The sequence below is a fragment of the Bradyrhizobium sp. SPXBL-02 genome (assembly GCF_051853065.1).
Taxonomy (GTDB): domain Bacteria; phylum Pseudomonadota; class Alphaproteobacteria; order Rhizobiales; family Xanthobacteraceae; genus Bradyrhizobium.
Genome location: NZ_CP182474.1, coordinates 2,562,876 through 2,586,384 on the forward strand (window position 1 = coordinate 2,562,876; position 23,509 = coordinate 2,586,384).

The window sequence follows — 23,509 nt, forward strand, 5'->3', positions numbered from 1 at the left end:
ATCGCTGATTCGTCAGCAATGTGAAAACCTGCCCCGGCCGTCACACCCGTGTCAACGTAGGCAGGACCAATTGCAGAACATCCGCGCATCCACTCTGCGGGGCGAACGGCACCCCGCGGAGTTGAGTGCCGTTCCGGATTGCATCAATTGACTCGCCTCTCTCGGGATATTCGAACCTCAGGTCACTTGCCGGAGCCGGTGCCGCCGGTACCCGCACTGCCGCCGGCCTGGCTGCTCATGTTGTTGGTGTTGCTGCCGCCGGCCGAATGCGACTGCGCGCCCTTGCCGTCGCTGGCCTCGTTCTGCATGTTCGATGAACGTCCTGTCGTCATTCCCTTGGTTGCCGGGCCTCGCGATGAGGGGCCGACATCGCCCTGACCGGATGCGCCGGGTGCGGGTTGTGTTTGCGCCAAAGCGCCTCCTGTCGCCAGCGCCATCATGCATGCGGATGCCAGGATGATCTTCTTCATCGGATTCTCCGGGCCTTGCATCCCGGTCAACTCGCATGCGCTGACCGCGTTCCTGCCGAGGCGCGGCAGCCTTTGCTCTCGTTGCGGTCCAAGTCGGGGTTCCCGTCGTCGTCGCGAGCCGCTATTCAGAACCGTCATTGTCTGGTCGGGGACGGCGCATGAGGAAGCTTGCCACCATCGGAGCGGTTCTGCTCTGGTCCACCATCGCATCCGCACAGGATCGCACCATCACCGTGGCGTCGACCACCTCGACGGAACAGTCGGGGCTGTTCGGCCATCTGCTGCCGCTGTTCACGAAGGCCGAAGGCATCGGCGTGAAGGTCGTCGCCGTCGGCACCGGCCAGGCTCTGGATATCGGGCGGCGCGGCGATGCCGACGTGGTGTTCGTCCACGACAGGCCCGCCGAGGACAAGTTCATGTCCGAAGGGCAGGGCGTGAAGCGCTTCGACGTCATGTACAACGACTTCGTCATCGTCGGCCCCAAGAGCGATGCAGCGCAGATCTCGGGCAGCAAGGACGTGGTCGAGGCGCTGCGCAGGATTGCGACCGCGAAAGCGCCGTTCATCTCGCGCGGCGACAAGTCCGGCACGCATGCGGCCGAGCTGAGGCTATGGAAGGAGGCGGGCGTCGACCTCAGTGCCGGCAAGGACACTTGGTATCGGGAGATCGGCCAGGGCATGGGCCCGGCGCTGAACATGGCCTCGTCGTGGAACGCCTACCTCCTGTCGGACCGCGGCACCTGGCTGTCGTTCAAGAACCGCGGCGAACTCGCCATCCTGACCGAGGGTGACAAGCGGCTCTTCAACCAGTACGGCGTCATGCTGGTGAATCCTGAAAAGCATCCGAACGTGAAGGCGAAGGAGGGACAGGCCTTCATCGACTGGCTGATTTCGCCGCAAGGGCAGGACGCGATCGCCGGGTACAAGGTCGGCGGCGAGCAGCTATTTTTCCCCAACGCGTCCCACTAGGACGAAGGCTATGGTCGACACCGCGACGCTGAGTGCGAGCAGGATCAGCCCGAGTCCGAGCGCGAGCGGCAGGTCGCCTTTGCTGGTTTCCAGTGCGATCGCCGTCGTCATCGTGCGGGTGAAGCCGCGGATATTGCCGCCGACGATGATGATGGCGCCGACTTCCGCGATGGCGCGCCCAAACGCGGCGAGAAAGGCCGTCAGCAGCGAGGTCCGGCCGAGCGCGAACAGCAGGGCCATGCTGCGCAGGGCCGACAGTCCGTCGATCCGCGCCAGGTCGCCATACTCCGCCCACAGCAGGCTTGCCGGCCGGTGCACCAGCGCCACCACGATGGGCGTCGCCAGCAGCGTCTGCGCGATCACCATGGCGGCTGGCGTGAACAGCAAGCCCGCCGCCCCGAACGGGCCGGACCGCGACAGCAGGAGATAGAGGGCGAGCCCGACCACGACCGGTGGAAGGCCGAGCAGCGCATTGGTCAGAATGACGATGACTTGGCGTCCCCGGAAGCGGGTGATCGCAAGCAGGGCTCCAAAGGGGGCGCCGATCAGAAGTGCGAGGATGCTGGCGGTCAGGCTGACCCTTACGGACAAGGCGACGATGCCCAATAGCTCGGTGTCGGCCTCGCCGATCAGCGCAAAGGCGGCACCGATGGATCGTGCGAAATCGTTCATCCGTCTCGGGCCAAGCTCCTGTTCCGCGGCAGCCCCGCGCCGCCCTTCTCGCTGCTGCCGCTGCCATAATCAAGGCCCGCGGTAGCCCCCAACGGTTGGGCAGCCCCACGGGGGGTTGGAGCAAGGCTCAGGATGACCGGAAAACGCGGCCAGTGACCTACAATCGAGGCAACTGGCCGCCCCCGCGGGCGGCTTTATTCCGGCCTCGGATGCGCTAAGGAACAGGATCGGGTCGCGCCAGCCGAACGGCGGTGCTAGACCCTGATGCAGGAACAATGGGGCCGGGCTGCAACTGGCTCGCCCGCAAGGATGAAGGATGTGACGCAATGATCCAGACCGTTGGCATCATCGGGGCAGGGACCATGGGGAACGGCATCGCGCAGGTCTGCGCCGCCGCGGGCCTGTCGGTCGTGATGGTCGATATTTCCGACGCGGCGGTGAACCGCGGCCTGTCGACCGTCGGCGGAAGCCTCGAGCGGCTGGTCAAGAAAGAGAAGATGTCGGCGGCCGACCGCGAGGCGACGCTCAAGCGCATCACCGGCACCACCGACCGGGCGAAGCTGTCGGATTGCGACCTCGTCATCGAGGCCGCTACCGAGAACGAGGAGCTCAAGGTCAAGATCCTGAAGGATCTCTGCGCCACGCTGTCGCCGCGCACGCTGGTCGCAACCAACACCTCTTCGATCTCGATCACGAAGCTCGCGGCGGCGACCGACCGTCCCGACCGCTTCATCGGCATGCACTTCTTCAACCCGGTGCCGGTGATGGCGCTGCTCGAACTCATCCGTGGGCTGCAGACCTCGGACGACACTCATGCGAAGGCGCTGGATTTCGCCAAGCGCGTCGGCAAGGTGGCGATCACGGCCAAGAACAGCCCGGGCTTCGCCGTCAACCGCATCCTGTGTCCGATGATCAACGAGGCGATCTTCGCGCTGCAGGAGGGCATCGCGACGGCGGAGGAGATCGACGCCGGCATGAAGCTCGGCTGCAACCATCCGATCGGGCCGCTCGCACTTGCCGATCTCGTCGGGCTCGACACCATGCTTTCGGTGATGGAGGTCTTTTACAAGGGCTTCAACGATCCTAAATATCGGCCAGCCCCGCTGCTGAAAGAGATGGTCGATGCCGGCCATCTCGGCCGCAAGACCGGGCAGGGCTTTTACACCTATACCGCCTGATGAAGGCATTGGCGGCGGGCACCTAGCGTCCGCCGCCAGATCCCCGCAATTTGCGCTGCGACAAAGACGCCGCGCGCAATGGGCCCGACAATGTCGAACGGGCAGCCTGCGGGAACAACGGAACGGATAACAAAGGACATGTCGGATCGACTGAAGGCCGAGCGGGAAGCTGCGGCCGCGCGGCGGAACCTGTTGACCCAGGATGCGATCGAGCGCACCGGGATCACCGAAGAGATGATCGCAGAACTCGTCACCCGCTTCTACGGACGCGTGCGTGAGGACACGCTGCTCGGGCCCGTCTTCGCCGTCGTGCAGAACTGGGACGAGCATCTCGCCAAGCTCAGGGATTTCTGGTCGTCAGTCGTGTTGATGAGTGGCCGCTATCACGGCTCGCCGATGCGGGCACACCTGCCGCTGAGCCTGGCCAGAGGCCATTTCGATCGCTGGCTCGAGCTGTTCGAGCAGACCGCGCGCGAGGTCTGCCCGCCGGCGGCGGCTGCGCTGTTCATCGACAAGGCGCGTCGTATCGCCGACAGTTTTGAAATGGCGTCGGCAACACTTGCGGGCCGCATCGCTTCGCCGCGTCACGTGCTCAGGTCGTGAATACAAAATGCCTGCCTGAGAAAGGTGCAGCTCGCGTTGCGTGATGGCGCGCCGCACCAATTCCCGCAGCATCGATCTGATCTGCAAAATCATCATGCCGTTCGCGCAATGCGATGTAGAATTCGCGAAAACGCGCTGGAACGCATTTAGTCTTGCTCAATCAACGCGAGCAAAGCCACATTGATGCACTGCGGCGCCAAGTCTTCGCCTTGTTTTCGGCAGAGTTCCAGCGCCTGCTAACGGGCATGGCTCGCGCATCGTTCGATAATTCACAATCCTCAGAGAGTGCTGCGGAACCCGACGTCGATGCGGGTGCCGAGCAGACGCGGCGATCCTTGCTGCTCGGTGCGCTCGCGACGACAGCGTGCCTCGGCTGTTCCACCGAGGCCGGCGCAGGTGAGGATCCGCCCGGCTCGGATGAGCGGCCGCAGAAAGGCGACCTGCTCGTTTTCTCCGAAGGTGACCAGGAGGGAAAGCTCATCACCGCGGCCGATCTCAAGGTCGGCGGACCGCCGGTCCATGCCTGGCCGAAGGACCCCACCTCAGCGGTGGTGCGCAGCGCCTCACGGCTCAACGAGATCCTGATCATCAAGCTTGATCCCGCCGACCTCGACGAGAAGACCCGCGCGCGGGCCGTCGACGGCATCATCGCCTATTCGGCGATCTGCTCGCATGCGGGCTGTCCCGTCACTGCCTGGGTGAAGAGCGATGTCGGCGACAAGGAGGTGTTCAAGTGCATGTGCCACAACTCCGAATTCGATCCCCGCGCGGGCGCGCAGGTCGTGTTCGGGCCGGCACCGCGGCGGCTTGCAGCGCTGCCGCTGGCGCTGGCTGACGGTTCGCTCAGCGTCGCCGGCAATTTCATGGGAAAGGTAGGTGGCACACAGCCAGGATGATGGACGGTTGCGGGCTGGGCCCGCGTCACGAACGGCCGCCTCCGCCGACGCGGCGGACGACGGGACGAACGACAAGAATTCACAACAAGAATTCAAGCGGATGAAAAAGGGGAACGTCCATGAAACTCTCCATGACCAGGAAGCAATTCTACCTGTCCGGCTTCGTCGCCTTCACCTGCCTCGTTTCGACCGCCGCGCTGGCTGGCCCGATCGAGAATTATTCGCCCGTCACTTCGCAGCGGCTCGAAAATCCGGAGCCAGGCAATTGGATGCTCTACCGGCGCACCTATGACGGGCACGGCTTTAGCCCGCTCGACCAGATCAACACCTCCAACGTGAAGAACCTCACACCGGTCTGGACCTTCGCCACCGGCGTGGTCGAAGGCCATCAGGCACCGCCGATCGTCAACAATGGCGCGATGTTCGTGACGACCCCGATGGGGCAGGTGATCGCGCTGAATGCGAAGACCGGCGACGAATACTGGCGCTACAAGCGGCAGCTTCCTGACGATCTGTTCCAGCTGCATCCGACCAACCGCGGCGTCGGCCTCTGGGAGGACAAGCTCTACCTCGCCACCACGGACGACCACGTGGTCGCGCTCGATGCCAAGACCGGCAAGGTGCTGTGGGACACGAAGGTGCAGGACTACAGGAAGGGCCAGTACCTGACCCTGATGCCATTGATCGTTGACGGTAAGGTCATCGTCGGCGGCTCCGGCGGCGAGTTCGGCGTGCGTGGCTATATCGTGGCTTATGATGCCAAGGACGGCAAGGAGCTGTGGCGGACCTACACCATCCCCGGTGAAGGCGAGCCCGGTCACGACACCTGGCAAGGCGACGACTGGAAGAACGGCGGTGGGTCGGCCTGGATGACAGGCAATTACGACAAAGAGACCAAGACGATCTATTGGGGTGTCGGCAACGCCGCGCCGTGGCCGGGCGACTCGCATCCCGGCGACAATCTCTACACGTCATCAGTGCTCGCGCTCGATCCCAACACCGGGAAGATCAAGACCTATCACCAGTATCACCAGAACGATTCCTGGGATTGGGACGAGGTCGAAGCACCGATGCTGATCGACCTGCAACGCGATGGCCGCAACATCAAGAGCCTGGTCCATCCGGGACGCGACGCGATCTTCTGGGTGCTCGAGCGCACGCCGACCAAGATCAATTACGTCGCCGGCTGGCCGTTCGTCTTCACCGACGTCTGGAAGGGCATCGAACCCGAGACCGGCAAGCCGATCGTCGACCCCGCGCACAAGCCGGTCATGGGCAAGCGCGTGGAGTTCTGCCCGTCGCTGTGGGGCGGCAAGGACTGGCCATCGGCGGCTTACAGCCAGAAGACCGGCCTCGTCTACGTGCCCGCCAACGAGAATTTCTGCGGCGGCTTTACCGGCGAGAAAGTACCGCTCAAGCCGGGCGAGCTCTGGCTCGGCACCAAGCCGGAAGATATCGGCCTGAAGACGAAGCCGGGTGCGGATCATTTTGGCGAGCTCCAGGCCTGGGATCCCGCAACCGGCAAGAAGGTCTGGCAACACAACTTCCCAAAGTCGCAACTGTTCGGATCGGTCACGGCGACCGCGGGCGATCTCGTCTTCGTTGGGGGGACCAACGACCGCTATTTCCGCGCCTTCCACGCCAAGACGGGCGAACTGTTGTGGGAGCAGAAGACCAACTCCGGCATCGTCGGCATGCCGGTGTCCTACGAAATCGACGGCACGCAATACATCGCGATCCAGTCGGGATGGGGCGTCGACGCGCAGCGCATCCAGGATGCGCTCGTGACCAACAACATCGGCATCGAAGCCAACGTGCCGCAGGGCGGCGTCATCTGGGTCTTCGCGCTGAAGAAATAGCTCCGCGGGCGGATCGACAGAAGCGGAGCAGCAGGGGGGTGGCGAATGCGGCGGACGGCAACGTCCGCCGCATTTTGTGTGGCTCTTCCTTCTCCCCTTGTGGGAGAAGGTGGCCCGAAGCGCCGGACGAGGGGTTCTATCCGCGCGCTTTCATCGGGAGATTGACGCGCAGAGGCAGACCCCTCACCCAAGTGAGTGCGCATCGACCAGCGTCGCTGCCCTCTCCCACATCCGCCTTCGCCAAGGCTTCGGCGGACAAAACCGGAGAGGGCGCATCAATGCGCAGGCGCTAAACCACTACTTTCCCTCGCGCTCGACCTTGTCCTTTTCCTTCTGGTTCATCTCGCGAATCTTGGGATCGGGGTTGTGCTGCCCGGTGGTCTGGGTGGTGGAGGCGGGCGGGGCGTTGGCGTTGGGCAGCGAATTCTGGTCGGGCCCGGTGGGCCGCGTGGCCGTGGTCGGCGGCGTCGTGCTGCTCTGAGCGAATGCGCCCGCGGCAGTCAAAAGAAAGGCGCCCGACAGCGAGACTGCGAGCGCCTTTGAGATGTTGGTCATCGATCTGCTCCTGTCAGATCGATGCAAACGGCGCGAGGCCGCTTCTGTTCCGCGGCTACGCCTCCAATTGCTTGCCGATCGGAAGCGAGCGGATGCGTTTTCCCGTCGCCGCGAAGATCGCGTTGATCAGGGCCGGCGCGAACGGGGGAACACCGGGCTCGCCGACGCCGCTCGGTGGCGTGTCGGGTCCGGGCGGCACGACGTAGACGTTGGTCACCACAGGCGAGTCGTCCATCCTGACGACCTGGAAGTCGTCAAAATTCTTCTGCTGCACCTTGCCGTCCTTGAAGGTGATCTCGCCGTATTTGGCAAGGCTCAGCCCCATGATCGCCGCGCCCTCGATCTGCGAAGCGATGCGCTCGGGGTTGACGTAGGTGCCGCAATCGATCGCGGTGTCGACCCGCGGCACCGTCAGCTTGCCCTTGTCGTCGACGGTCACCTCGACGATGGTCGCGATGTAGCTGACGAAGCTGCGGTGCACGGCGATGCCGAGACCGTGGCCCTTCGGCACCTTTCGGCCCCATTCACCCTTCTCGGCGACCAGTTCGACCACCTTGCGCAGGCGCGCGGTATCGATCGGGTAGCTGTCCTGGGGCTCGCCGTAATTCCAGAGGTCCTTCACGTTGGGCTTGACGATGCGAGGCGAGCCGATCAGCTCGAGCAGCATGTCCTTCTGGTCGCGCCCTGTTGCCTGCGCGATCTCGCCGACCATCGACTGGACGGCGAAGGCGCGCGGGATGTTCGAGACCGAGCGGAACCAGCCGATGCGGGTGAACGCCGCGGCTTCCGGGTTCTCACAAGAGATGTTCGCGATCTCGAACGGCATATCGACCAGGCCCATGCCGATCTCGAACGGCGCCTGATGCACCGTGCCGGCGGCAAAGGTCGAGGCGATGCTGGGAGCCACGCTGCGGTGGCGCCAGGCGATCACCTTGCCGCTCTTGTCGAGGCCGGCCTCGATCCGTTCGACTGAGACAGTGTGCAGGAAGCCGTTGTGGATGTCGTCCTCCCGCGTCCATTGCACCTTCACCGGCGCGCCGAGCTCTTTCGAGAGCAGCGCGGCTTCGAGCGCAAAGTCGCATTTCGACTTGCGTCCGAACCCGCCGCCGAGCAGGGTCACGTTGACGGTGACGTTGGCCTCGGGAATGTCGAGCGTCTTGGCGACGTCCTCGCGGGTGCCGCCGGGGCTTTGCACCGGCGCCCAGATCTCCGCCTTGTCGCCCTTGACGTCCGCGACCGCCACCGGCGGCTCCATGGAGACATGGGCGAGATGCGGGAGGTAGTACTCGCCGACGACCACCTTGTCGGCGCTCTTCAAGGCAGCGTCCGCATCGCCCTCCTTGCGCAGCACGAGGCCGGGTTTGCGCGAGGCTTCCTCGAGCTCCTTGCGGTAGGCGACCGAGTCGTATTTGCCGTTGGGGCCGTCGTCCCAGACCAGCTTCAAGGCGTCGCGGCCCTTGATCGCCGCGCCGGTGTTGCGCGCGATCACCGCAACGCCCCCGAGCGGCTGGAACTTCGACGGCCACGGCCAGCCGCGAACCTGCATCACCTTCTCGACGCCGGGGATCTTCAAGGCCTCTTCCGGCTCGAACTTGACCAGCTTGCCGCCGGTCACCGGCGGGCGGGCGATCACGGCATATTTCATGCCCGGCAGCCGCACGTCGGCTCCATAGCGCGCCTTGCCGGTGGTGATGTCATGGAGATCGACGATGCCGATCTGGCCCTTGCCGAGATAGCGGAAGTTCTTGGGGTCCTTCAGCTTGAGGCCCTCGATGCTCGGCACCGATTCCTTTGCGGCGTCGGCAGCGAGCTCGCCGAAGCCGAGCTTGCGCCCGCTGGCGCTGTGCACGACCTCATGGTTGACCGCCTTGACCTCGGTCGCCGGCACGCCCCAGCGCTTGGCTGCGGCCTGCTCCAGCATGGTGCGGGCGGAGGCGCCGATCTGGCGCATCGGGATCAGATAATGCCGCGTGCTGCGCGAGCCGTCGGTGTCCTGGTTGCCGAATTTGACCTCGTCGCCATGGGCCTGCTGCACCTTGACCCTGGACCAGTCGGCCTCCATCTCCTCGGCCACGATCAGCGGCAGGCTGGTGCGCACGCCGGTGCCCATTTCCGAACGGTGCCCGACGATTGTGACGATGCCATCCGCGCCTACCGAAACGAACACGCGCGGATCGACCACGACGCCATGCGGCATCTTGCCGGCGCCGGTCTCATAAGCGAGCGCCTGGCGCGACATCACGGGGGCGGCGAGCACGAAGCCGCCGGTGACGCCGAGCCCCTTCAGGATGCTTCGGCGCGTGACCTTCTCGACCTTGCTGTGCTTTTCGAAGCCGCGCAGCTTGCCGGGATTGTCGATGAAGTTCATGTCACACCCCCGTCGATGCGAGATGGACGGCGTTCTCGATGCGCTGGTAGCAGCCGCAGCGGCAGATGTTGCCGGCCATCCCTTCGCGGATCTGGTCGTGCGAGGGTTTCGGGTTATCCATCAGGAGGGCCGCAGCCTGCATGATCTGGCCGGCCTGGCAGAAGCCGCATTGGGGCACGTTGAGCTGGCGCCACGCCTTCTGCACCGGGTGATCGCCATTCGGATGCAGACCCTCGATCGTGGTGACCTCGCGTCCGGCGACATCGTTGACGGACGTGATGCAGGCGCGCACCGCTTGCTTGTCGACGATGACCGTGCATGCGCCGCACAGCGCCTGGCCGCAGCCGTATTTGGTGCCGGTCAGTCCGGCCTCGTCACGCAGGAACCAGAGTAGCGGGAGATCCGGGTCGCCGTCCCAGCTCTGTTCCTGGCCGTTGATCTTCACCTTGATCATGATCGTGCCTCGCTCTTCATAAGCATGCCAAATTCAAAATTCCGCCGCCGGTCGGCGACGGTTCGTGCGTCGTCTCGCCACGTCCCGCCGTGGTCCCGCGCGGGCAAATCCCGGAGGGAGGCAGGAACGCGGATGGCGATGTCTGGATGTGCTCGATACCTCCCGTTTTCTTCTTAATTGATTGTCTTCGCGCGGCATCGTGACGGCGCGACCCTAGCAGAGATCGCTCCGACCCGGCGTTCACAGCCGGGTGTTCTCACCGGGAAAAGATTGCATCGACGGTTTGTCAAAAGCAGGGCGCGTCATCCCGCCGCCTGCTCATCGAATGGGCGCAACGAAAAAAGCTTCGTCCGCCAGCAAGACCGAACGGACGAAGCAGTAGGCCTCAGTCGAGGGAGGGAGAACGCAGGACACCGCGAACTTCAAGCAGGAAGCGGACGGTCCTGCGCAGTCATTCAGAGACCAGGACTGAGGAGCCGATGGCCCTTACTCACGCGTGGTGCAGAAGCGGCGGCATTGCGCCGCGGGTCCGGTCCGGCTCGCTGGCGGCGACGGGCGCCAGCGAGCCGCAGATGGTGTGGCCGAGGTCTGGCGGCCGGCCAGCTCGGGCAGCCCTCTCAGGCGGCCTTGGCTTTCGCCACATGGGTTGCGATCGCGTCCATCAGGGCCGGCGACAGGCAGTCATAGGGCTCGAGGCCGATCTCCTTCAGCCGCGAACGGATGCCGGCCATCTGCTCGGGCTTCACGCCCGATTCGATCACGGAGGAGACGAAAGCGGCGAATTGCGGCGCCTGCGAGCCCTGCTCCTGGAACAGTTCGGGATGGATGAAATCGAGGCCGTAGAACGGATGGTTCTTGTTCTCGATCCGGCCGTACATGTGCGTGCCGCACGCCCTGCAGGCGTAGCGCTGGATCACCGCCGAGGGATCGACAATCTGGAGCTTGTCGCCGTTCTCGAGCACGGTGACGTTCTGGCGCGGCACCACGGCGACGACGGAGAAGGTCGCGCCCTGCGGCTTCCAGCACTTGGTGCAGCCGCAGGCATGGTTGTGGGCGACGTCGCCCTTGACGCTGACCTTCACCGGGTGGTCGCTGCATTTGCAGACCAGCGTGCCGCCGGCGAAGCTGCCGCTGCCTTGCTTGATGCCGTTGTCGATCGAGGGATGGAGTGCAACAGTCATGGTCGATCCTCCTTGGTGTGACGTTTTCGAGCTAGAACACGACGACTGAACGGATGGATTTGCCCTCGTGCATGAGGTCAAATCCCTTGTTGATCTCCTCGAGCTTGAGCACGTGGGTGATCATCGGATCGATCTGGATCTTTCCGTTCATGTACCAGTCGACGATCTTCGGCACGTCGGTGCGCCCGCGCGCGCCGCCGAAGGCCGTGCCGCGCCAGTTGCGGCCGGTGACGAGCTGGAACGGGCGGGTGGCGATCTCCTTGCCGGCCTCGGCGACTCCGATGATGATCGAGGTGCCCCAGCCGCGATGGCAGGCTTCCAGTGCCTGGCGCATCACGGTGGTGTTGCCGGTGCAGTCGAAGGTGTAGTCGGCGCCGCCGTCGGTGAGGCCGACGAGGTGCTGAACGATGTCACCGGTGATCTTCTTCGGGTTGACGAAGTCGGTCATGCCGAACCTGCGACCCCATTCCTCCTTGGAATCGTTGATGTCGACGCCGATGATCTTGTCGGCGCCGGCCATCTTGGCGCCCTGGATGACGTTGAGGCCGATGCCGCCGAGGCCGAACACGACCACGTTGGAGCCCGGCGTGACCTTGGCGGTATTGACGACGGCGCCGACGCCGGTGGTGACGCCGCAACCGATGTAGCAGCTCTTGTCGAACGGCGCGTCCTCGCGGATCTTGGCAACGGCGATCTCGGGCAGCACGGTGAAGTTCGAGAAGGTCGAGCAGCCCATATAGTGGTAGATCGGCTTGCCCTTGTAGGAGAAGCGGCTGGTGCCGTCGGGCATCACGCCCTTGCCCTGCGTCGCGCGGATCGCGGTGCAGAGATTGGTCTTCTGGCTGAGGCAGCTTTTGCACTGCCGGCATTCCGGCGTGTAGAGCGGGATGACGTGATCGCCCGGTTTCACCGAGGTCACGCCCGGGCCGATCTCGCGGATGATGCCGGCCCCCTCATGTCCCAGGATCGACGGGAAGATTCCCTCGCTGTCGAAGCCGTCGAGCGTGTAGGCGTCGGTATGGCAGATGCCCGTCGCCTTGATCTCGACCAGGACTTCGCCGGCCTTCGGGCCTTCCAGATCGACCTCGACGATCTCGAGCGGCTTCTTGGCTTCGAAAGCAACGGCGGCACGTGTCTTCATCGGTAGCTCCTCAAATTCGCATCGGACGCCAAGAAGTAGTCTTGGCAGCCTTCGTAACGTTCATTTCTTGCCCATGCAGGCGTCTTCAGCCTTGGTGTAGGCCTCCGTCTTCTCCTCCTTTTTCGAAGGGCGCTGCCGGCCCCAGGCTTCGGTGGAGCGCGCGCGGAGATAGACATAGAGGTCGTCCATGTAGCAGGCGACGTTCGGGTTGTCGCCGAACGCCGGCATGACGTTCTCCTGCGCGGTCGAGATGTTCTTGCGGCCAGAGGCGACCACGCCGAGGAAGTCGCCGTAGCTCATCGACTTGACGGAATCCTTCAGCGCCGGCGCGTAGGTCGATCCCATGCCGTCGGGGCCGTGGCACACGTGACAGTCCGAGTGATAGCGGCGGTATCCGGAATAGGTGAACCAGTCCACGGTGCCGTCGGCCGAAATCTTGTAGGTGGGATTGCCCTCCTTATCGAGCCACTTTCCGTCGTCTTCCTTCTTCACGGCAGCCGGATCGCCCGGACCGTCCGCGACCGCAATTCCTCCGGACGCAACCAAGATCGTCGCAGCAATGACAAAGCAGATTTTACGCAAGAGTTTTTCCCTCGGCCGGCATTCGGTGGAGACGAGCCGGCGCGTGGAGCGATCCACGCGCCGGAGCGATGCTGACGGATTTAGTTCGGCAGCGAGAACACGGTCAGCGTACCGCCGAGCGCCGTGTAGTTGCTGAGGGCCGCGTAGCCGCCGACGGCACCGAGGCCTGCGGTCGGATCGGTCAGACCTGCCGCCAGACCGATGCCGGCCCAGCCACCCACGCCGGAGAGCACGGCAACGTACTGCTTGCCGTTGTTCTCATAGGTGGTGACGTTGCCGATGATGCCGGAGGGAGTCTTGAACTTGTAGAGCTCCTTGCCGGACTTGGCATCGACCGCCTTCAGGTAGCCTTCGAGCGTGCCGTAGAACACCACGCCGCCGGCGGTTGCGAGCGCACCCGACCAGACCGAGAACTGCTCCTTGTTCGACCAGACGATCTTGCCGGTCTTGCCGTCCCAGGCGATGAAGTTGCCCATGTGGCTTTCACCCTGCGGCGGATACATCGAGAGCGTCGCACCCACATAGGGCTGGCCCGCGGTGTAGCTCACCTTGAACGGCTCGTAGTCCATGCAGACGTGGTTGGTCGGAACGTAGAACAGCTGCGTGTCCGGCGAGTAGGCTGCCGGCTGCTCGTCCTTGGTACCGAGCGCGGCCGGGCAGATGCCCTTCACGTTGACGTCCTCGCCGGCCTTGTCGGTCGAGGCCGCGTCGAGCACCTTCGGGCGGCCGTAGGTCGGCGAGTTCTTGTCCATGTCGACGCCGGAGGTCCAGTTCACCTTCGGGTCGTATTTTTCGGCGACCAGCAGCTCGCCGTTCTCGCGATCGATCGTGTAGGCGAGGCCGTTGCGGTCGAAATGGGTCAGGAGCTTGCGCGGCTGGCCGTTGATCTGCTGATCCGTGAGGATCATCTCGTTGACGCCGTCATAGTCCCACTCGTCGTGGGGCGTCATCTGGTAGACCCACTTGGCCATGCCGGAGTCCGCATCGCGCGCGAAGATGGTCATCGACCATTTGTTGTCGCCCGGACGCTGCTTCGGATTCCAGGTCGAGGGATTGCCCGAGCCGTAATAGACCATGTTCAAAGCGGGATCGTAGGAGATCCAGCCCCAGGTGCAGCCGCCGCCGATCTTCCACTGATCGCCCTGCCAGGTCTTCAGGCTGGAGTCGGCTCCGACCGGCTTGCCGAGCGCGGTGGTCTTGGCCGGATCGAACTTGATCTGGTCATCCGGGCCTTCGGAATAGGCGCGCCAGACCTGCTTGCCGCTCTTGAGGTCGTATGCGGTGACGTGGCACTGCACGCCGAACTCGCCGCCGGAGATGCCGACCAGGACCTTGTCCTTGACGACCAGCGCGGCCGACGTGCCGGTCTCGCCCTTCGCAGGATTGCCGTTGGTCGCCGACCAGGCCACCTGGCCGGTCTTGGCGTCGAGTGCGACGAGGTTAGTGTCGGCCTGATGCAGGATGATCTTGCCGTCGCCGTAGGACAGGCCGCGGTTGACGGTGTCGCAGCACATCACGGGGATGACGTTCGGATCCTGCTTCGGCTCGTACTTCCAGATGATCTTGTTCTCGTTGGAAAGGTCAATGGCGTAGACCTTGTTCGGGAATGGCGTGTGGACGTACATGACGTTGCCGATGATCAGCGGGCCGCCTTCATGGCCGCGCAGCACGCCGGTCGAGAACGTCCAGGCGACCTGAAGCTTGCCGACGTTCTGAGCGTTGATCTGGTTCAGCTTGGAATAGCGGGTGTTGGCATAGTCCCCCGCCGGCATCACCCAGTCCTTCGGGTTCTGCGACATCTTGATCAGCTCGTCATTGGCTGAGGCGCTGCCGACGGCGAGAGCCGCCGCGGAGCCGAGATAGGTCGCCAGTAGCACCTTGCGCATAGGTTATTCCTCCGTTGGTCTCGTTTATTGTTTCCGAAGCATTGCTCAATCACCGGGCTTCTCGTCCGGCGTCTGCTCGTGCAGGGCGGTCACGTTGGGACCAGAAACGATGCTGTGCTGTTTCCTCCTCCTGATGAGAGCCACGGGTCCACGTGCAGGAGCGGCCCGTTCTTGTTGTTCCTGCCGCAATCCCTAACGGCTTCGCCATCGGGAAACTTGCCCAAGAGAGAAGGCGGTTTGCTCGACAGCGCACGGAGGTGAAGATTTTGATTTTGCAGTAGCGAATTCAGCGGCTTCGGTGCGTCCTTGAGACCGCCTCTGCGCTCAGGTTCCCCTTGACGGCGCTGCAACTAAGGCGGAGGATTAAGTTTCAAGAGTGGCAATGGAACGATGGCGCTCGTTGCAAGAGACCGCTCAAATGCGAGGTAAACGTCACGCAATCACGGCTGAGGGCTCCGGCAGCGCTGGTTGCGATTCGCGCCGAATCTCCGGATCAAATCAGTGGCTGGATTAATGTCCGACACCATTCACACGCTCTCGACGACCGGAATGACGCCGAAGCGGCAGATCCAGAGCTGGATCGACGGGCTCACGAGCCTGTGCGGGCATTTCGACGTCGATCCGCTGGAGGCGTCCTCGCTCGAAGGTCGCATCGATTACACCACGGTCTCGCGCCTGAAGCTCTGCCAGATCGAGGTCAGCCAGCATCGCATCGCGCACACGCTGGCGCGCGCCAAAGCCAATGAACACCCGTACATAAAAATCCACTTCCAGACCTACGGCGTGTCTTATTTCGAGCAAGAAGGCCGGCACATCGAGATCAACCCCGGCGACATCATCGCCTATGACGTCTCCTGTCCGCATTCGATCATCAGTCCCGCCTTTACCCGTCACGACGTGGTGATCGTGCCGAAGGCGCTGCTGCGAGACCGCGGATTCCCGTCGCAGCGGATGCCGGCCTGCAAGTTGACCGCGAAGACGGGGACCGGGCGGATCGCCCACGATTTCGTCCATGCCGCCTTCGACGAGGCGGCAAAGCTGTCGGCCAACAGCGCGGTCGGCGTCGCCGATTCGCTGATCGACCTGTTGCTGCTGCCGCTGCGCGAGGCCGACACGATGTTCGATCGTGTCGGGCCCGAAGCGATGTATGTGCGCGCGCAGTTCTTCATCCGCGAACACTTGCGCGACCCGGATTTGTGCATCGACCAGATCTCGGCCGAGCTCGGTTGCTCCAAGCGCTATCTGCACATGCTGTTCTCCGAGCGCGGCACCACGGTGAGCGACTACATCTGGCAGGCGCGGCTGCAGAACTGCCGCCAGGAGCTCGAGGCCCACGCCGGCAAGACCATCACCGACGTCGCCTTCTCCTGGGGGTTCTCCAGCTCATCGCATTTCAGCCGGGTGTTCCGAAAATACTTCGGCGTGGTGCCGTCCTCGATCCACAAGGCCCAGCAGGGCGCGGCGAGCTCGGGCGAGCATTAGACGTTCTCAAGCGAATGCTCCACGCGAACGCTCGCATGGTGTCGCGCCTGTCAGGCCGGCATGGCGACATAGGGAATGCCGGCCACGAGCGCGACCAGCAGCACCGCGTTCCCCAGCATTCCGCTCCAATGCAGCCGGCGTAACCGACGCGCTGCCTCGGCGTCACCGGCGTCCCGCGCGCTGAGCTGGTCGTCGAACCGTTGCATGAACCAGGGGCGGCCCCAGATCGCCAGGGCCGTGATCATGCCGACGCCGAAGGCGGCAAGCAGGCGGCCGTCGAGCAGCAGCGCCACCGTTCCAATGGCGCCGGCGACGCGCATCACCAGAAAATGGGCGTTGAACATTCCGCGCAGCAGCTGAGCGACGGGTTGAATATCGAGCCTCACCAGCAGGAAAGCGGGCGATGCCAGCGTGAAATAGCCCATCGGAAACAGCAGGATGATCATAACGGCGACGGCGACTGCATCCGGTGTCATGCGATCGACCTTCCTTGTCCGCAGAGGCGCACAATCATAGCGGGAAAATGCGCCTCCGACACTAGGCTTTGGTCGGACTCCGGTCGGGGAGGGAGCAGCCGGCGTGCTGGCCATGTCTCCAAGTTCAGGCCGGCTCGAGGCCGAGCGCCTGCGCGCTCTCGATCCAGATCGGCAGCTCGCGCTGGTACAGCGCGTTTGTTTCCTTGAATCCGATCGCGGGTTCGAGCACGAAGGTCGCGAGAACCTCCTTCACCTTCGGATCGTTGTTGGCGGCGACGCAGAGCTCGGCGATGCGATCGACCACCGGCTGCGGCGTCGCCTTGGGCACAACCCAGCCGGTGAACCCGCTCACGGTGAAGAATTTCGACGTCGCGCCCTGTTCCGGCAGCGTCTTGACGTTCGGGATCGCGTCGACCTTCTTCGAATGCACGGCGAACACCGTGCCGCGGTCGCTTTGCAGCACCGATTGCGCGGCCGTGTAGCTGCCCATCGCGGCATCGAGGGTGCCTTCCAGCATTCCCGTCCACATCGGCGCCTCGCCGCGGTAGTGCACCGGCTCGATGTTGAGGCCGTACTGCTTGTTGAGTTCGTTGATCGTCATGTGCGGGGCCGAGCCCGCGCTGTAGGTGCCGAAGTTCACCTTGCCGCTCTTGCGCGCGAAGGCGACGAAATCCTCCAGCGTCTTGACCCCGGTCTTGGGGTTCGCGACCAGCAACAGGCCCGCGCCCGGAATGACGCTGACGAGTGTCAGATCCTTGTCCATGTCGTAGCCGGGATTCTTCATCACCACCCGGTTCATGATGTAGGTGGTCGAAATCGAGCACAGGATGGTGTGGCCGTCGGGTTCGGCGCGGGCGACCTCCGCCGTGCCGATCGCGCCGGCGGCGCCGGGCTTGTTCTCGATGACGACGGTCTTGCCGACCTGCTTGGAGATGAACTCGCCATAGGCGCGCGCGAGCAGGTCGGTCTGGCCGCCGGCCGGATAGCTGCAAACCATGCGAATCTGCCGCGCCGGCCAGCTGCCTTGCGCGGAGGCGCCGCGCGAAACGAAAGGCATTGCGAATGCGCTGGTGCCGGCGGCGATGAAGTGGCGGCGATCGAGCTTGGCGGACATGATTCTCTCCCGGATTTTTGCCGAACCTACTGCATCAGGCCGTCGCTGCCATGCGCCGCAGGCGAGACAGATTGGCGCATTCGATTGGCTTGCGCGGTGCCTATTCGCTGATCACCCGGAGGTTCGTGCCTTCCGTATCAGCCGCGGCCAAACGATCTCCGTCAGGGCTACTGCGATAAGACCGAACGTGCCGCCGATCAGCACGTTGACAATGCGCTCCTCGGCGATCCCGCTGGCGCCGCCGGCAAAGGACGCCGCCAGCGCGATAAAGAAGCAGCGCAGGCCGAAGCCGACGACATAGCGGGAGAACGAGATCAGCGTGAGGGTGGCCGCGAGAACCGCCACTGCGTAGCCGATGCGGCTTTGCGGCAGGGCAAGGCCTGTGACAAAGCCCAGCGGCACGCCAACAAAAGCGCCGATCGCGCGCTGCTTCAGCTTGTCGGTGGAAGCGGCGAGATCGCCGACGACGACGCTTGCAGCCGACCACATCACCCATTGCCCCTGCGCGAGGTTGAGGATCTCGACCAGCGCTGCTGATGCGAACACCGCCATGGCGGTCGCGAGCGCGGGCAGAAACCACTCGGCGGCGGCTGGCCCGAACGAAGCCGCTCCGGTGCCGCCGCGCCGCCGCTGGTCATAGATCTGGATGGCACAGACCAGCGCCAGCGCGACCGGAGAGGAGACGATGATGACGCCGGCGTGGCGTAGCGCCTCGGACGGACTGAGACCCTCCCGCACCTCGCAGGCGAGATAGACGGCGGGGATGAACACCCAATTGCCGAGTGTGCGGAAATGCTCGCCATGGCGCGTCCCCGCCACCGCAAGGAAGCCGGCGAGCGCCGTCAGCGCTACGAAGAGCGGCTTGATCGGAGCGGCCAGAAACAGCGCGGCAAAGGTGACGAGAATGGCTAGGTAGTGCCACGCAACGATTTTTGGCGCCAGACGCAGCCGCAGCGCCGGAATGAGCAACGAAACCGCGACCAGTCCGAGATTGAGCAACGCCGTTTCGCGCGCGATGAAATAGGCGGCGACGATCGGGCCGACGACGATCAGCGCGCGCAAGAGCTCGCGGGTCTTGATCTCGCGGGCGAGGAGGTCGCGCAGATTGCTGGCGATGGCCGGGGAATTCACGGGGCACCGATGGCGAATGAAATGCGAGCATCATACGGTTCGGGCCGCCACTAGGCGAGTCGATGCCGTCGGACTCCCGCAAGAGGTACGCTGCCGCTACTCCACACTCCGTCATTGCGAGCGCAGCGAAGCAATCCAGAATCTTTCCGTGGAGGGACTCTGGATTGCTTCGCTGCGCTCGCAACGACGGTGTTGATGTAGCTATGCATGCTCCAAAACTGAGGATGCAGCCGGGCACGAAAGCCCTTACCGTCACCGCTGGATGATCTTCGTCCAGACATCGCCGAGGATGGCGGGCTCGCGCGGCGGCAGATAGGTGAGGCCGGCCTGCTTGCCGAATTCCGCGATCCTGCCCGAAGCCGTGAGCTCCGTCAGCGCCTTGTTGACGGCCTCGATCAGCGCGCCGTCGCTGGCGAGCCCGACATAGCCGCGATTGGCGCCGATCGGGTAATAGTAGCCGGACGCCGTGATCGCCGTGTCCGGGTGTGCGGCGCGATGCGCGTCGAAGCGGGCAAGATCGATCAGCGTCGCGTCATGGTCGCCGCGCTCGAGGGCGCCGAGGAGATCGTCGCGGCCGGGGACGAGGTGGGTGATATTGTCGATCAGGCGCCCCTTGTCGAAGGTCATCAGGATCGCGTCGCCGAGCGACCCGCTTTCGATGACGAGACGAAGGCCGGCGAGATCGCCGATGTCGCCGACCTTGCGCCGCTGCGCCTTCGGCCCCAGCACCACCGTCATCGGCGAATAGATGTAGGGCTGGCTCGGCGCGAGCACGCCGAGCGGGACGCGACGCCGCCGATCGTCGCGCGTGGCTCCGGCGAAATCCGGCAAGCGCGCCGTCTTCATGCCGGGTGCGACGAGCGAATCCTGCGTCAGCGCGTAGCCGCCGACGAGCGAGCAGCGCCCGTCCGAGAGCAGCGCGTTGGCCTCGAGCGGCGGGCTCGAATCCTCGTCGAGCTTGCTCTCGAACCACTGGATCTTCAGCGGGCGTCCCAGCCGCTCGGCGATCGCCTGCGCCAGCAGCACGTCGAAGCCGGCATCCGGCTTGCCGCGGTGATGCACCGAGAGCGGCGGCCGGTCCTCGTCGAGACAGACCTTCAGGGGATCGTCGGCCGCCAGAGCGGCCGACGCCATCGTGGACAGAAAGGCTGCCACGCTCCAGGCAACACGCCGGCTCCTCATGGCTTTCTCCGGCTGGAGACGAAGGCCCAGAGGTTGCCGATCTCGTCGTCGCTGAGAATGTCGCCCCAGGGCGGCATCTTGTTGTTCTTGCCGTTCTTCACGGTGGTCACGAAGCGCGTCTTGTCGTCTGGGATGGCGCGCAGGTCCGGCGTGATGGTGCCGGAGTTCATCAGGTTGGGGCCGTGGCAGTGCGAGCATTTCTCGGCATAGGTCGACTTGCCGTGGTCGATCTGCGCCTGCAAGGGATTGCCGGTTGCGTCATCCGCGGCGCGGACGGTCGCCGCAAGCGCGACCGTCATCGCCGCGACGGTGGCGATCGTCGCCACCGTCTTGTGTGATACGTCGATCAGCATCGTGCCGTAGTTACTGCTTGACCGCAAAGACCCACAGCGAGCCGCCGGGCGGCACGTTGGCAAGCCGCTCGTCGCCGGAGAACAACGAGTAGACGCCGCCATAACCGCTGGTCACCGCGACGTATTGCACGCCGTCCTGTTGCCAGGTCACCGGCTGACCCTCGATGCCGGACCCGGTCTGGAACTGCCAGAGCTTCTTGCCGGTGTCGGCGTCGAAGGCCTCGAACTCGCCGGTCAGCTGACCCGAGAACACGACGCCCCCGGCCGTCGACAGCACGCCCGAGAAGCGCGGAATGTCGCTCGGCGCCTCCCACTTGGCCTTGCCGGTCATGGGGTCGATGGCCTTGAGGTAGCCGCGCGGACCATCGTCGAACTGCCAGGGATCGGACAGGTCCATGCCGAGATACCATTCACCCTGCTTGAAGGTGACGGGCTCCGCCTTGTACTTGCCGCCGAAATTGAGCGTGTTGGCATAGGCGAGGCCGGTCTGCGGATTGAACGACATCGGCTCCCAATTCTTGCCGCCGAGGATCGACGGATAGACCGTGACCTTCTTGCCCTCGCGCGCGTCCTTGGAAACGTCGGTCTCGATCGGACGTCCGGTCTTCATGTCGATGCCGGTCGCCCAATTCACCTTCACGTAAGGATTGGCGGCGAGCAGCTTCCCGTTGGTGCGGTCGAGCACGTAGAAGAAGCCGTTGCGGTTGGCATTCATCAGCGCCTTGGTCGGCTTGCCCTCGACGTTCACGTCGGCGAGCACCATCTCGGCCACGGCGTCGTAGTCGAACGGGTTGTTCGGCGAGAATTGGTAATGCCACTTGATCTTGCCGGTCTTGGGATCCATCGCCAGCACGGAGCAGGTATAGAGATTGTCGCCGGGGCGCACGGCCGAGTTGAACGGGCCGGGATTGCCGATGCCCCAATACACCGTGTTCAGCTCGGTGTCATAAGAACCCGTGATCCAGGTCGAGCCGCCGCCGAGCTTCCAGGTGTCGCCCTTCCAGGTATCGCCGCCGGGCTCGTCCGGCGAGGGGATCGAGTGGGTCCGCCAGAGGTGCTTGCCCGTTGCCGGATCCCAGCCGTCGATGAAGCCCCTTGTGCCGAATTCGGCCCCGGAGATGCCGGTGATGACGACGCCGTCGGCAACGAGCGGGGCCACCGTCATCGAATAGCCTTCCTTGATGTCGGCCGCTTTCTGCCGCCACAGCTCCTTGCCGTTCTTGGCGTCGAGCGCGATCACGTGGGCGTCGAGCGTGGTGCGGAACACCTTGCCGTCGAAGAGCGCGGCGCCGCGGTTGATGATGCCGCAGCAGACGATGCGCGGGGTCTCGGCGGGGTACTCGACCTTGGTCTTCCAGATCTGCTTGCCGGTCTTGGCATCGACCGCCATCGTCGCGTTGTGCGAGGTCACGTAGATCACGCCCTGGTACACCAGCGGCTGCGATTCCTCGCTGCGGTCGTCGTTGAATGAATAGTTCCAGACCGGGACGAGGTTCTTGACGGTGTCCTTGTTGATCTGCTTCAGCGACGAGAAGCGCTGCAGATTGTAGCCCATCCCGTAATTGAGAACGTTCGATGTGTCGGTCGCACCCTTGACGAGCTGCTCGGTGGTTTGTGCATTTGCACAGGTTGACGCAAGCATGACGAGGCCCGCGGCCATCGCAAAGCGTTTCATCCGTTCCTCCCAATATGCGCGCCTTTTGACGCTGCGACTGCAACACTCCGTCGGAAACCAAAACGCGTCAATACGAAAGTCGTACGTGGCGTGCCGATATCGTTGGCGGTCACCTGACGGAAACCTGACAAAGACAACTCGAACTTGTGCGCAGACGCTGAGAAATTCCGCGACGCGAAGGTTGTGGCGCGCGCAAGTTGCAGGTCGGGACTTGAACCGAGGTCGGCTTGTGGATTTATGTCGGCTCTGCCCCCATCGATCCGGGGGCTCTAGGTCAGGGAGGTCTCGATGATTTCGGCTCGCTCAATTGCCCTTGCACTTGTGATTGCACTGTCCGCCGGTCCGGCTTGGTCGGCCTCCGCCAATGCGGTCAAGATGTTCGACACCGACAATGACGGCACGCTTGATCTTCCCGAGGTGAAGAAGGCCGCCGCCGCCACGTTCGCAAAGCTCGATCCCGATCATGACGGCACGCTCGATGCACGCGAATTGCGTGGACGGTTGAGCGCGAAAGAACTCGCCGTCGCCGATCCGGACCGCGACGGGACCCTCACCCTCGACGAATATTTGTCGGTGGTCGAGCAGCGCTTCAACGCAGCGAATCCCGACAAGGACGGAACGCTGGACGCGAAGGAGCTGAACTCGCGCGCCGGTCGCGCGCTCGTGCGATTGCTCCGGTGAACGCCGCGATGGAACGGACATGACGGGCGCAATGTTTGCGACCATTCCGGTCTGACGCTCGGGAACATCGGGCTGCTCGGCCTGTTTCTCCGGATGTCCTGCCGTCGCCGGGGCTGCGCGGCGGGAGAAGAGGAGATGCAGATGAACACGAAGCGTTCCATTCTTGCTGCCTGCGCAATCCTGACGCTGAGCGCCGGGATTGCGGTCGCCGGCCCGTGCAACACCGGCAGCGCCAGCACTGACAAGGATGCGGGTTCTGGTCCAGTCACCGTGGGCTCCGCACAATCGCACACGTCCGGCTCGGCGAGCGATACCAGCCAGCATCCGCCGACCAGCACGATGAATCGTGCCAGCGGTGAATCGCCGGCATCGTCAGAGGATGCACAGCGGCAAATGCAGAGCGAGCCGACGGCGGCTCAGCGCGCCGCAGGCGCCAAGCCGAATGCGGAAATGGCCGACAAGGGCTGCTGACGACACCCTTGTCGATTCGACGCGCGGTGCGTTGCACAAAGCAGTGTCTCGCTGGTCGTGCTTGACCAAGAGGGAACTTGCTTTGTCCGAGAGAGAAGTGTGGCCGCGAAGAATCGGCACAGACGCGCTCG

Annotated in this window: 23 protein-coding genes; 8 read left to right on the top strand and 15 right to left on the bottom strand. The window is 64.1% G+C overall.

The features are described 5' to 3' along the window. Positions 1-182: 182 nt before the first annotated feature. Complete coding sequence (locus tag ACNJYD_RS11535; protein ID WP_439366451.1) at positions 183-470, bottom strand: hypothetical protein; 288 nt, start codon at positions 468-470, stop codon at positions 183-185. 158 nt (positions 471-628) lie between these two features. Here ACNJYD_RS11535 and ACNJYD_RS11540 point away from each other — a divergent pair, with 158 nt between their 5' ends. After that, positions 629-1,438 (top strand): substrate-binding domain-containing protein, encoded by an 810-nt coding sequence (locus ACNJYD_RS11540; RefSeq protein ID WP_439366452.1) that lies wholly within the window; start codon positions 629-631, stop codon positions 1,436-1,438. Here ACNJYD_RS11540 and ACNJYD_RS11545 read toward each other — a convergent pair. Beyond that, positions 1,412-2,110: an ABC transporter permease gene (locus ACNJYD_RS11545; protein WP_439366453.1), complete on the bottom strand. Its 699-nt coding sequence runs from the start codon at positions 2,108-2,110 to the stop codon at positions 1,412-1,414. The two genes, ACNJYD_RS11540 and ACNJYD_RS11545, sit on opposite strands and share 27 nt — an antisense overlap. A gap of 326 nt (positions 2,111-2,436) precedes the next feature. Here ACNJYD_RS11545 and ACNJYD_RS11550 point away from each other — a divergent pair, with 326 nt between their 5' ends. The 4 genes from ACNJYD_RS11550 (at position 2,437) to ACNJYD_RS11565 (ending at position 6,646) form a co-directional block, all read left to right on the top strand. Then, positions 2,437-3,288: a 3-hydroxybutyryl-CoA dehydrogenase gene (locus ACNJYD_RS11550; protein ID WP_157283960.1), complete on the top strand. Its 852-nt coding sequence runs from the start codon at positions 2,437-2,439 to the stop codon at positions 3,286-3,288. A 138-nt stretch (positions 3,289-3,426) separates the two neighbouring features. Then, on the top strand, positions 3,427-3,891 hold the full coding sequence (locus tag ACNJYD_RS11555; protein WP_439366454.1) for a group III truncated hemoglobin: 465 nt from the start codon (positions 3,427-3,429) through the stop codon (positions 3,889-3,891). A 245-nt stretch (positions 3,892-4,136) separates the two neighbouring features. Continuing rightward, complete coding sequence (locus ACNJYD_RS11560) at positions 4,137-4,787, top strand: ubiquinol-cytochrome c reductase iron-sulfur subunit (protein ID WP_439366455.1); 651 nt, start codon at positions 4,137-4,139, stop codon at positions 4,785-4,787. Positions 4,788-4,918: 131 nt separating this feature from the next. Next, on the top strand, positions 4,919-6,646 hold the full coding sequence (locus tag ACNJYD_RS11565; protein WP_439367467.1) for a methanol/ethanol family PQQ-dependent dehydrogenase: 1,728 nt from the start codon (positions 4,919-4,921) through the stop codon (positions 6,644-6,646). A 297-nt stretch (positions 6,647-6,943) separates the two neighbouring features. On the opposite strand, the gene ACNJYD_RS11570 is transcribed toward ACNJYD_RS11565, so the two are convergent. From ACNJYD_RS11570 to xoxF5, 7 genes are all read right to left on the bottom strand, one after another. Further along, positions 6,944-7,201: a hypothetical protein gene (locus tag ACNJYD_RS11570; RefSeq protein ID WP_172785588.1), complete on the bottom strand. Its 258-nt coding sequence runs from the start codon at positions 7,199-7,201 to the stop codon at positions 6,944-6,946. Between the two features lie 55 nt (positions 7,202-7,256). Then, positions 7,257-9,569: a molybdopterin cofactor-binding domain-containing protein gene (locus ACNJYD_RS11575; protein WP_439366456.1), complete on the bottom strand. Its 2,313-nt coding sequence runs from the start codon at positions 9,567-9,569 to the stop codon at positions 7,257-7,259. A 1-nt stretch (position 9,570) separates the two neighbouring features. Further along, positions 9,571-10,023: a (2Fe-2S)-binding protein gene (locus ACNJYD_RS11580; protein WP_025037743.1), complete on the bottom strand. Its 453-nt coding sequence runs from the start codon at positions 10,021-10,023 to the stop codon at positions 9,571-9,573. 617 nt (positions 10,024-10,640) lie between these two features. Continuing rightward, positions 10,641-11,204 carry an S-(hydroxymethyl)glutathione synthase gene (gene gfa, locus ACNJYD_RS11585; protein WP_212255259.1) on the bottom strand — a complete coding sequence of 188 codons (564 nt, stop codon included), beginning with the start codon at positions 11,202-11,204 and terminating at the stop codon, positions 10,641-10,643. 31 nt (positions 11,205-11,235) lie between these two features. Further along, positions 11,236-12,345 (bottom strand): S-(hydroxymethyl)glutathione dehydrogenase/class III alcohol dehydrogenase, encoded by a 1,110-nt coding sequence (locus ACNJYD_RS11590; protein ID WP_027574628.1) that lies wholly within the window; start codon positions 12,343-12,345, stop codon positions 11,236-11,238. A gap of 60 nt (positions 12,346-12,405) precedes the next feature. Continuing rightward, a complete protein-coding gene (locus ACNJYD_RS11595; protein ID WP_172785585.1) occupies positions 12,406-12,927 on the bottom strand; it encodes a c-type cytochrome, methanol metabolism-related in 522 nt (173 codons plus the stop codon). 80 nt (positions 12,928-13,007) lie between these two features. Next, positions 13,008-14,813 carry a lanthanide-dependent methanol dehydrogenase XoxF5 gene (xoxF5, locus tag ACNJYD_RS11600; RefSeq protein ID WP_439366457.1) on the bottom strand — a complete coding sequence of 602 codons (1,806 nt, stop codon included), beginning with the start codon at positions 14,811-14,813 and terminating at the stop codon, positions 13,008-13,010. A 513-nt stretch (positions 14,814-15,326) separates the two neighbouring features. Here xoxF5 and ACNJYD_RS11605 point away from each other — a divergent pair. Beyond that, positions 15,327-16,295, top strand: a complete 969-nt coding sequence (locus ACNJYD_RS11605; protein WP_172785583.1) for a helix-turn-helix domain-containing protein — start codon at positions 15,327-15,329, stop codon at positions 16,293-16,295. A 50-nt stretch (positions 16,296-16,345) separates the two neighbouring features. Here the strand turns inward: ACNJYD_RS11605 and ACNJYD_RS11610 are convergent, their stop codons facing one another. The 6 genes from ACNJYD_RS11610 to ACNJYD_RS11635 form a co-directional block, all read right to left on the bottom strand. After that, the gene (locus ACNJYD_RS11610) at positions 16,346-16,771 is read right to left on the bottom strand and encodes a hypothetical protein (protein ID WP_212255262.1); all 426 of its coding nucleotides are present in this window, start codon (positions 16,769-16,771) and stop codon (positions 16,346-16,348) included. Positions 16,772-16,895: 124 nt separating this feature from the next. After that, entirely contained in the window at positions 16,896-17,885 is a 990-nt protein-coding gene (locus tag ACNJYD_RS11615) for a Bug family tripartite tricarboxylate transporter substrate binding protein (protein WP_212255264.1), read from the bottom strand. Positions 17,886-17,996: 111 nt separating this feature from the next. Continuing rightward, positions 17,997-19,016: an FUSC family protein gene (locus ACNJYD_RS11620; RefSeq protein WP_439366458.1), complete on the bottom strand. Its 1,020-nt coding sequence runs from the start codon at positions 19,014-19,016 to the stop codon at positions 17,997-17,999. 252 nt (positions 19,017-19,268) lie between these two features. After that, the gene (locus tag ACNJYD_RS11625) at positions 19,269-20,198 is read right to left on the bottom strand and encodes a substrate-binding periplasmic protein (RefSeq protein WP_212255268.1); all 930 of its coding nucleotides are present in this window, start codon (positions 20,196-20,198) and stop codon (positions 19,269-19,271) included. Continuing rightward, positions 20,195-20,551, bottom strand: a complete 357-nt coding sequence (locus tag ACNJYD_RS11630) for a c-type cytochrome (RefSeq protein WP_172785578.1) — start codon at positions 20,549-20,551, stop codon at positions 20,195-20,197. Before ACNJYD_RS11630 ends, ACNJYD_RS11625 begins: the two co-directional genes overlap by 4 nt. A 10-nt stretch (positions 20,552-20,561) precedes the next feature. After that, positions 20,562-22,226: a methanol/ethanol family PQQ-dependent dehydrogenase gene (locus ACNJYD_RS11635; RefSeq protein ID WP_439366459.1), complete on the bottom strand. Its 1,665-nt coding sequence runs from the start codon at positions 22,224-22,226 to the stop codon at positions 20,562-20,564. A 288-nt stretch (positions 22,227-22,514) separates the two neighbouring features. Here ACNJYD_RS11635 and ACNJYD_RS11640 point away from each other — a divergent pair, with 288 nt between their 5' ends. Both ACNJYD_RS11640 and ACNJYD_RS11645 read left to right on the top strand, forming a co-directional pair. Further along, positions 22,515-22,907, top strand: coding sequence for a calcium-binding protein (locus ACNJYD_RS11640; protein WP_439366460.1), 393 nt, complete (start codon positions 22,515-22,517; stop codon positions 22,905-22,907). Between the two features lie 135 nt (positions 22,908-23,042). Then, positions 23,043-23,378 carry a hypothetical protein gene (locus ACNJYD_RS11645; protein WP_172785575.1) on the top strand — a complete coding sequence of 112 codons (336 nt, stop codon included), beginning with the start codon at positions 23,043-23,045 and terminating at the stop codon, positions 23,376-23,378. Positions 23,379-23,509 lie beyond the last annotated feature (131 nt).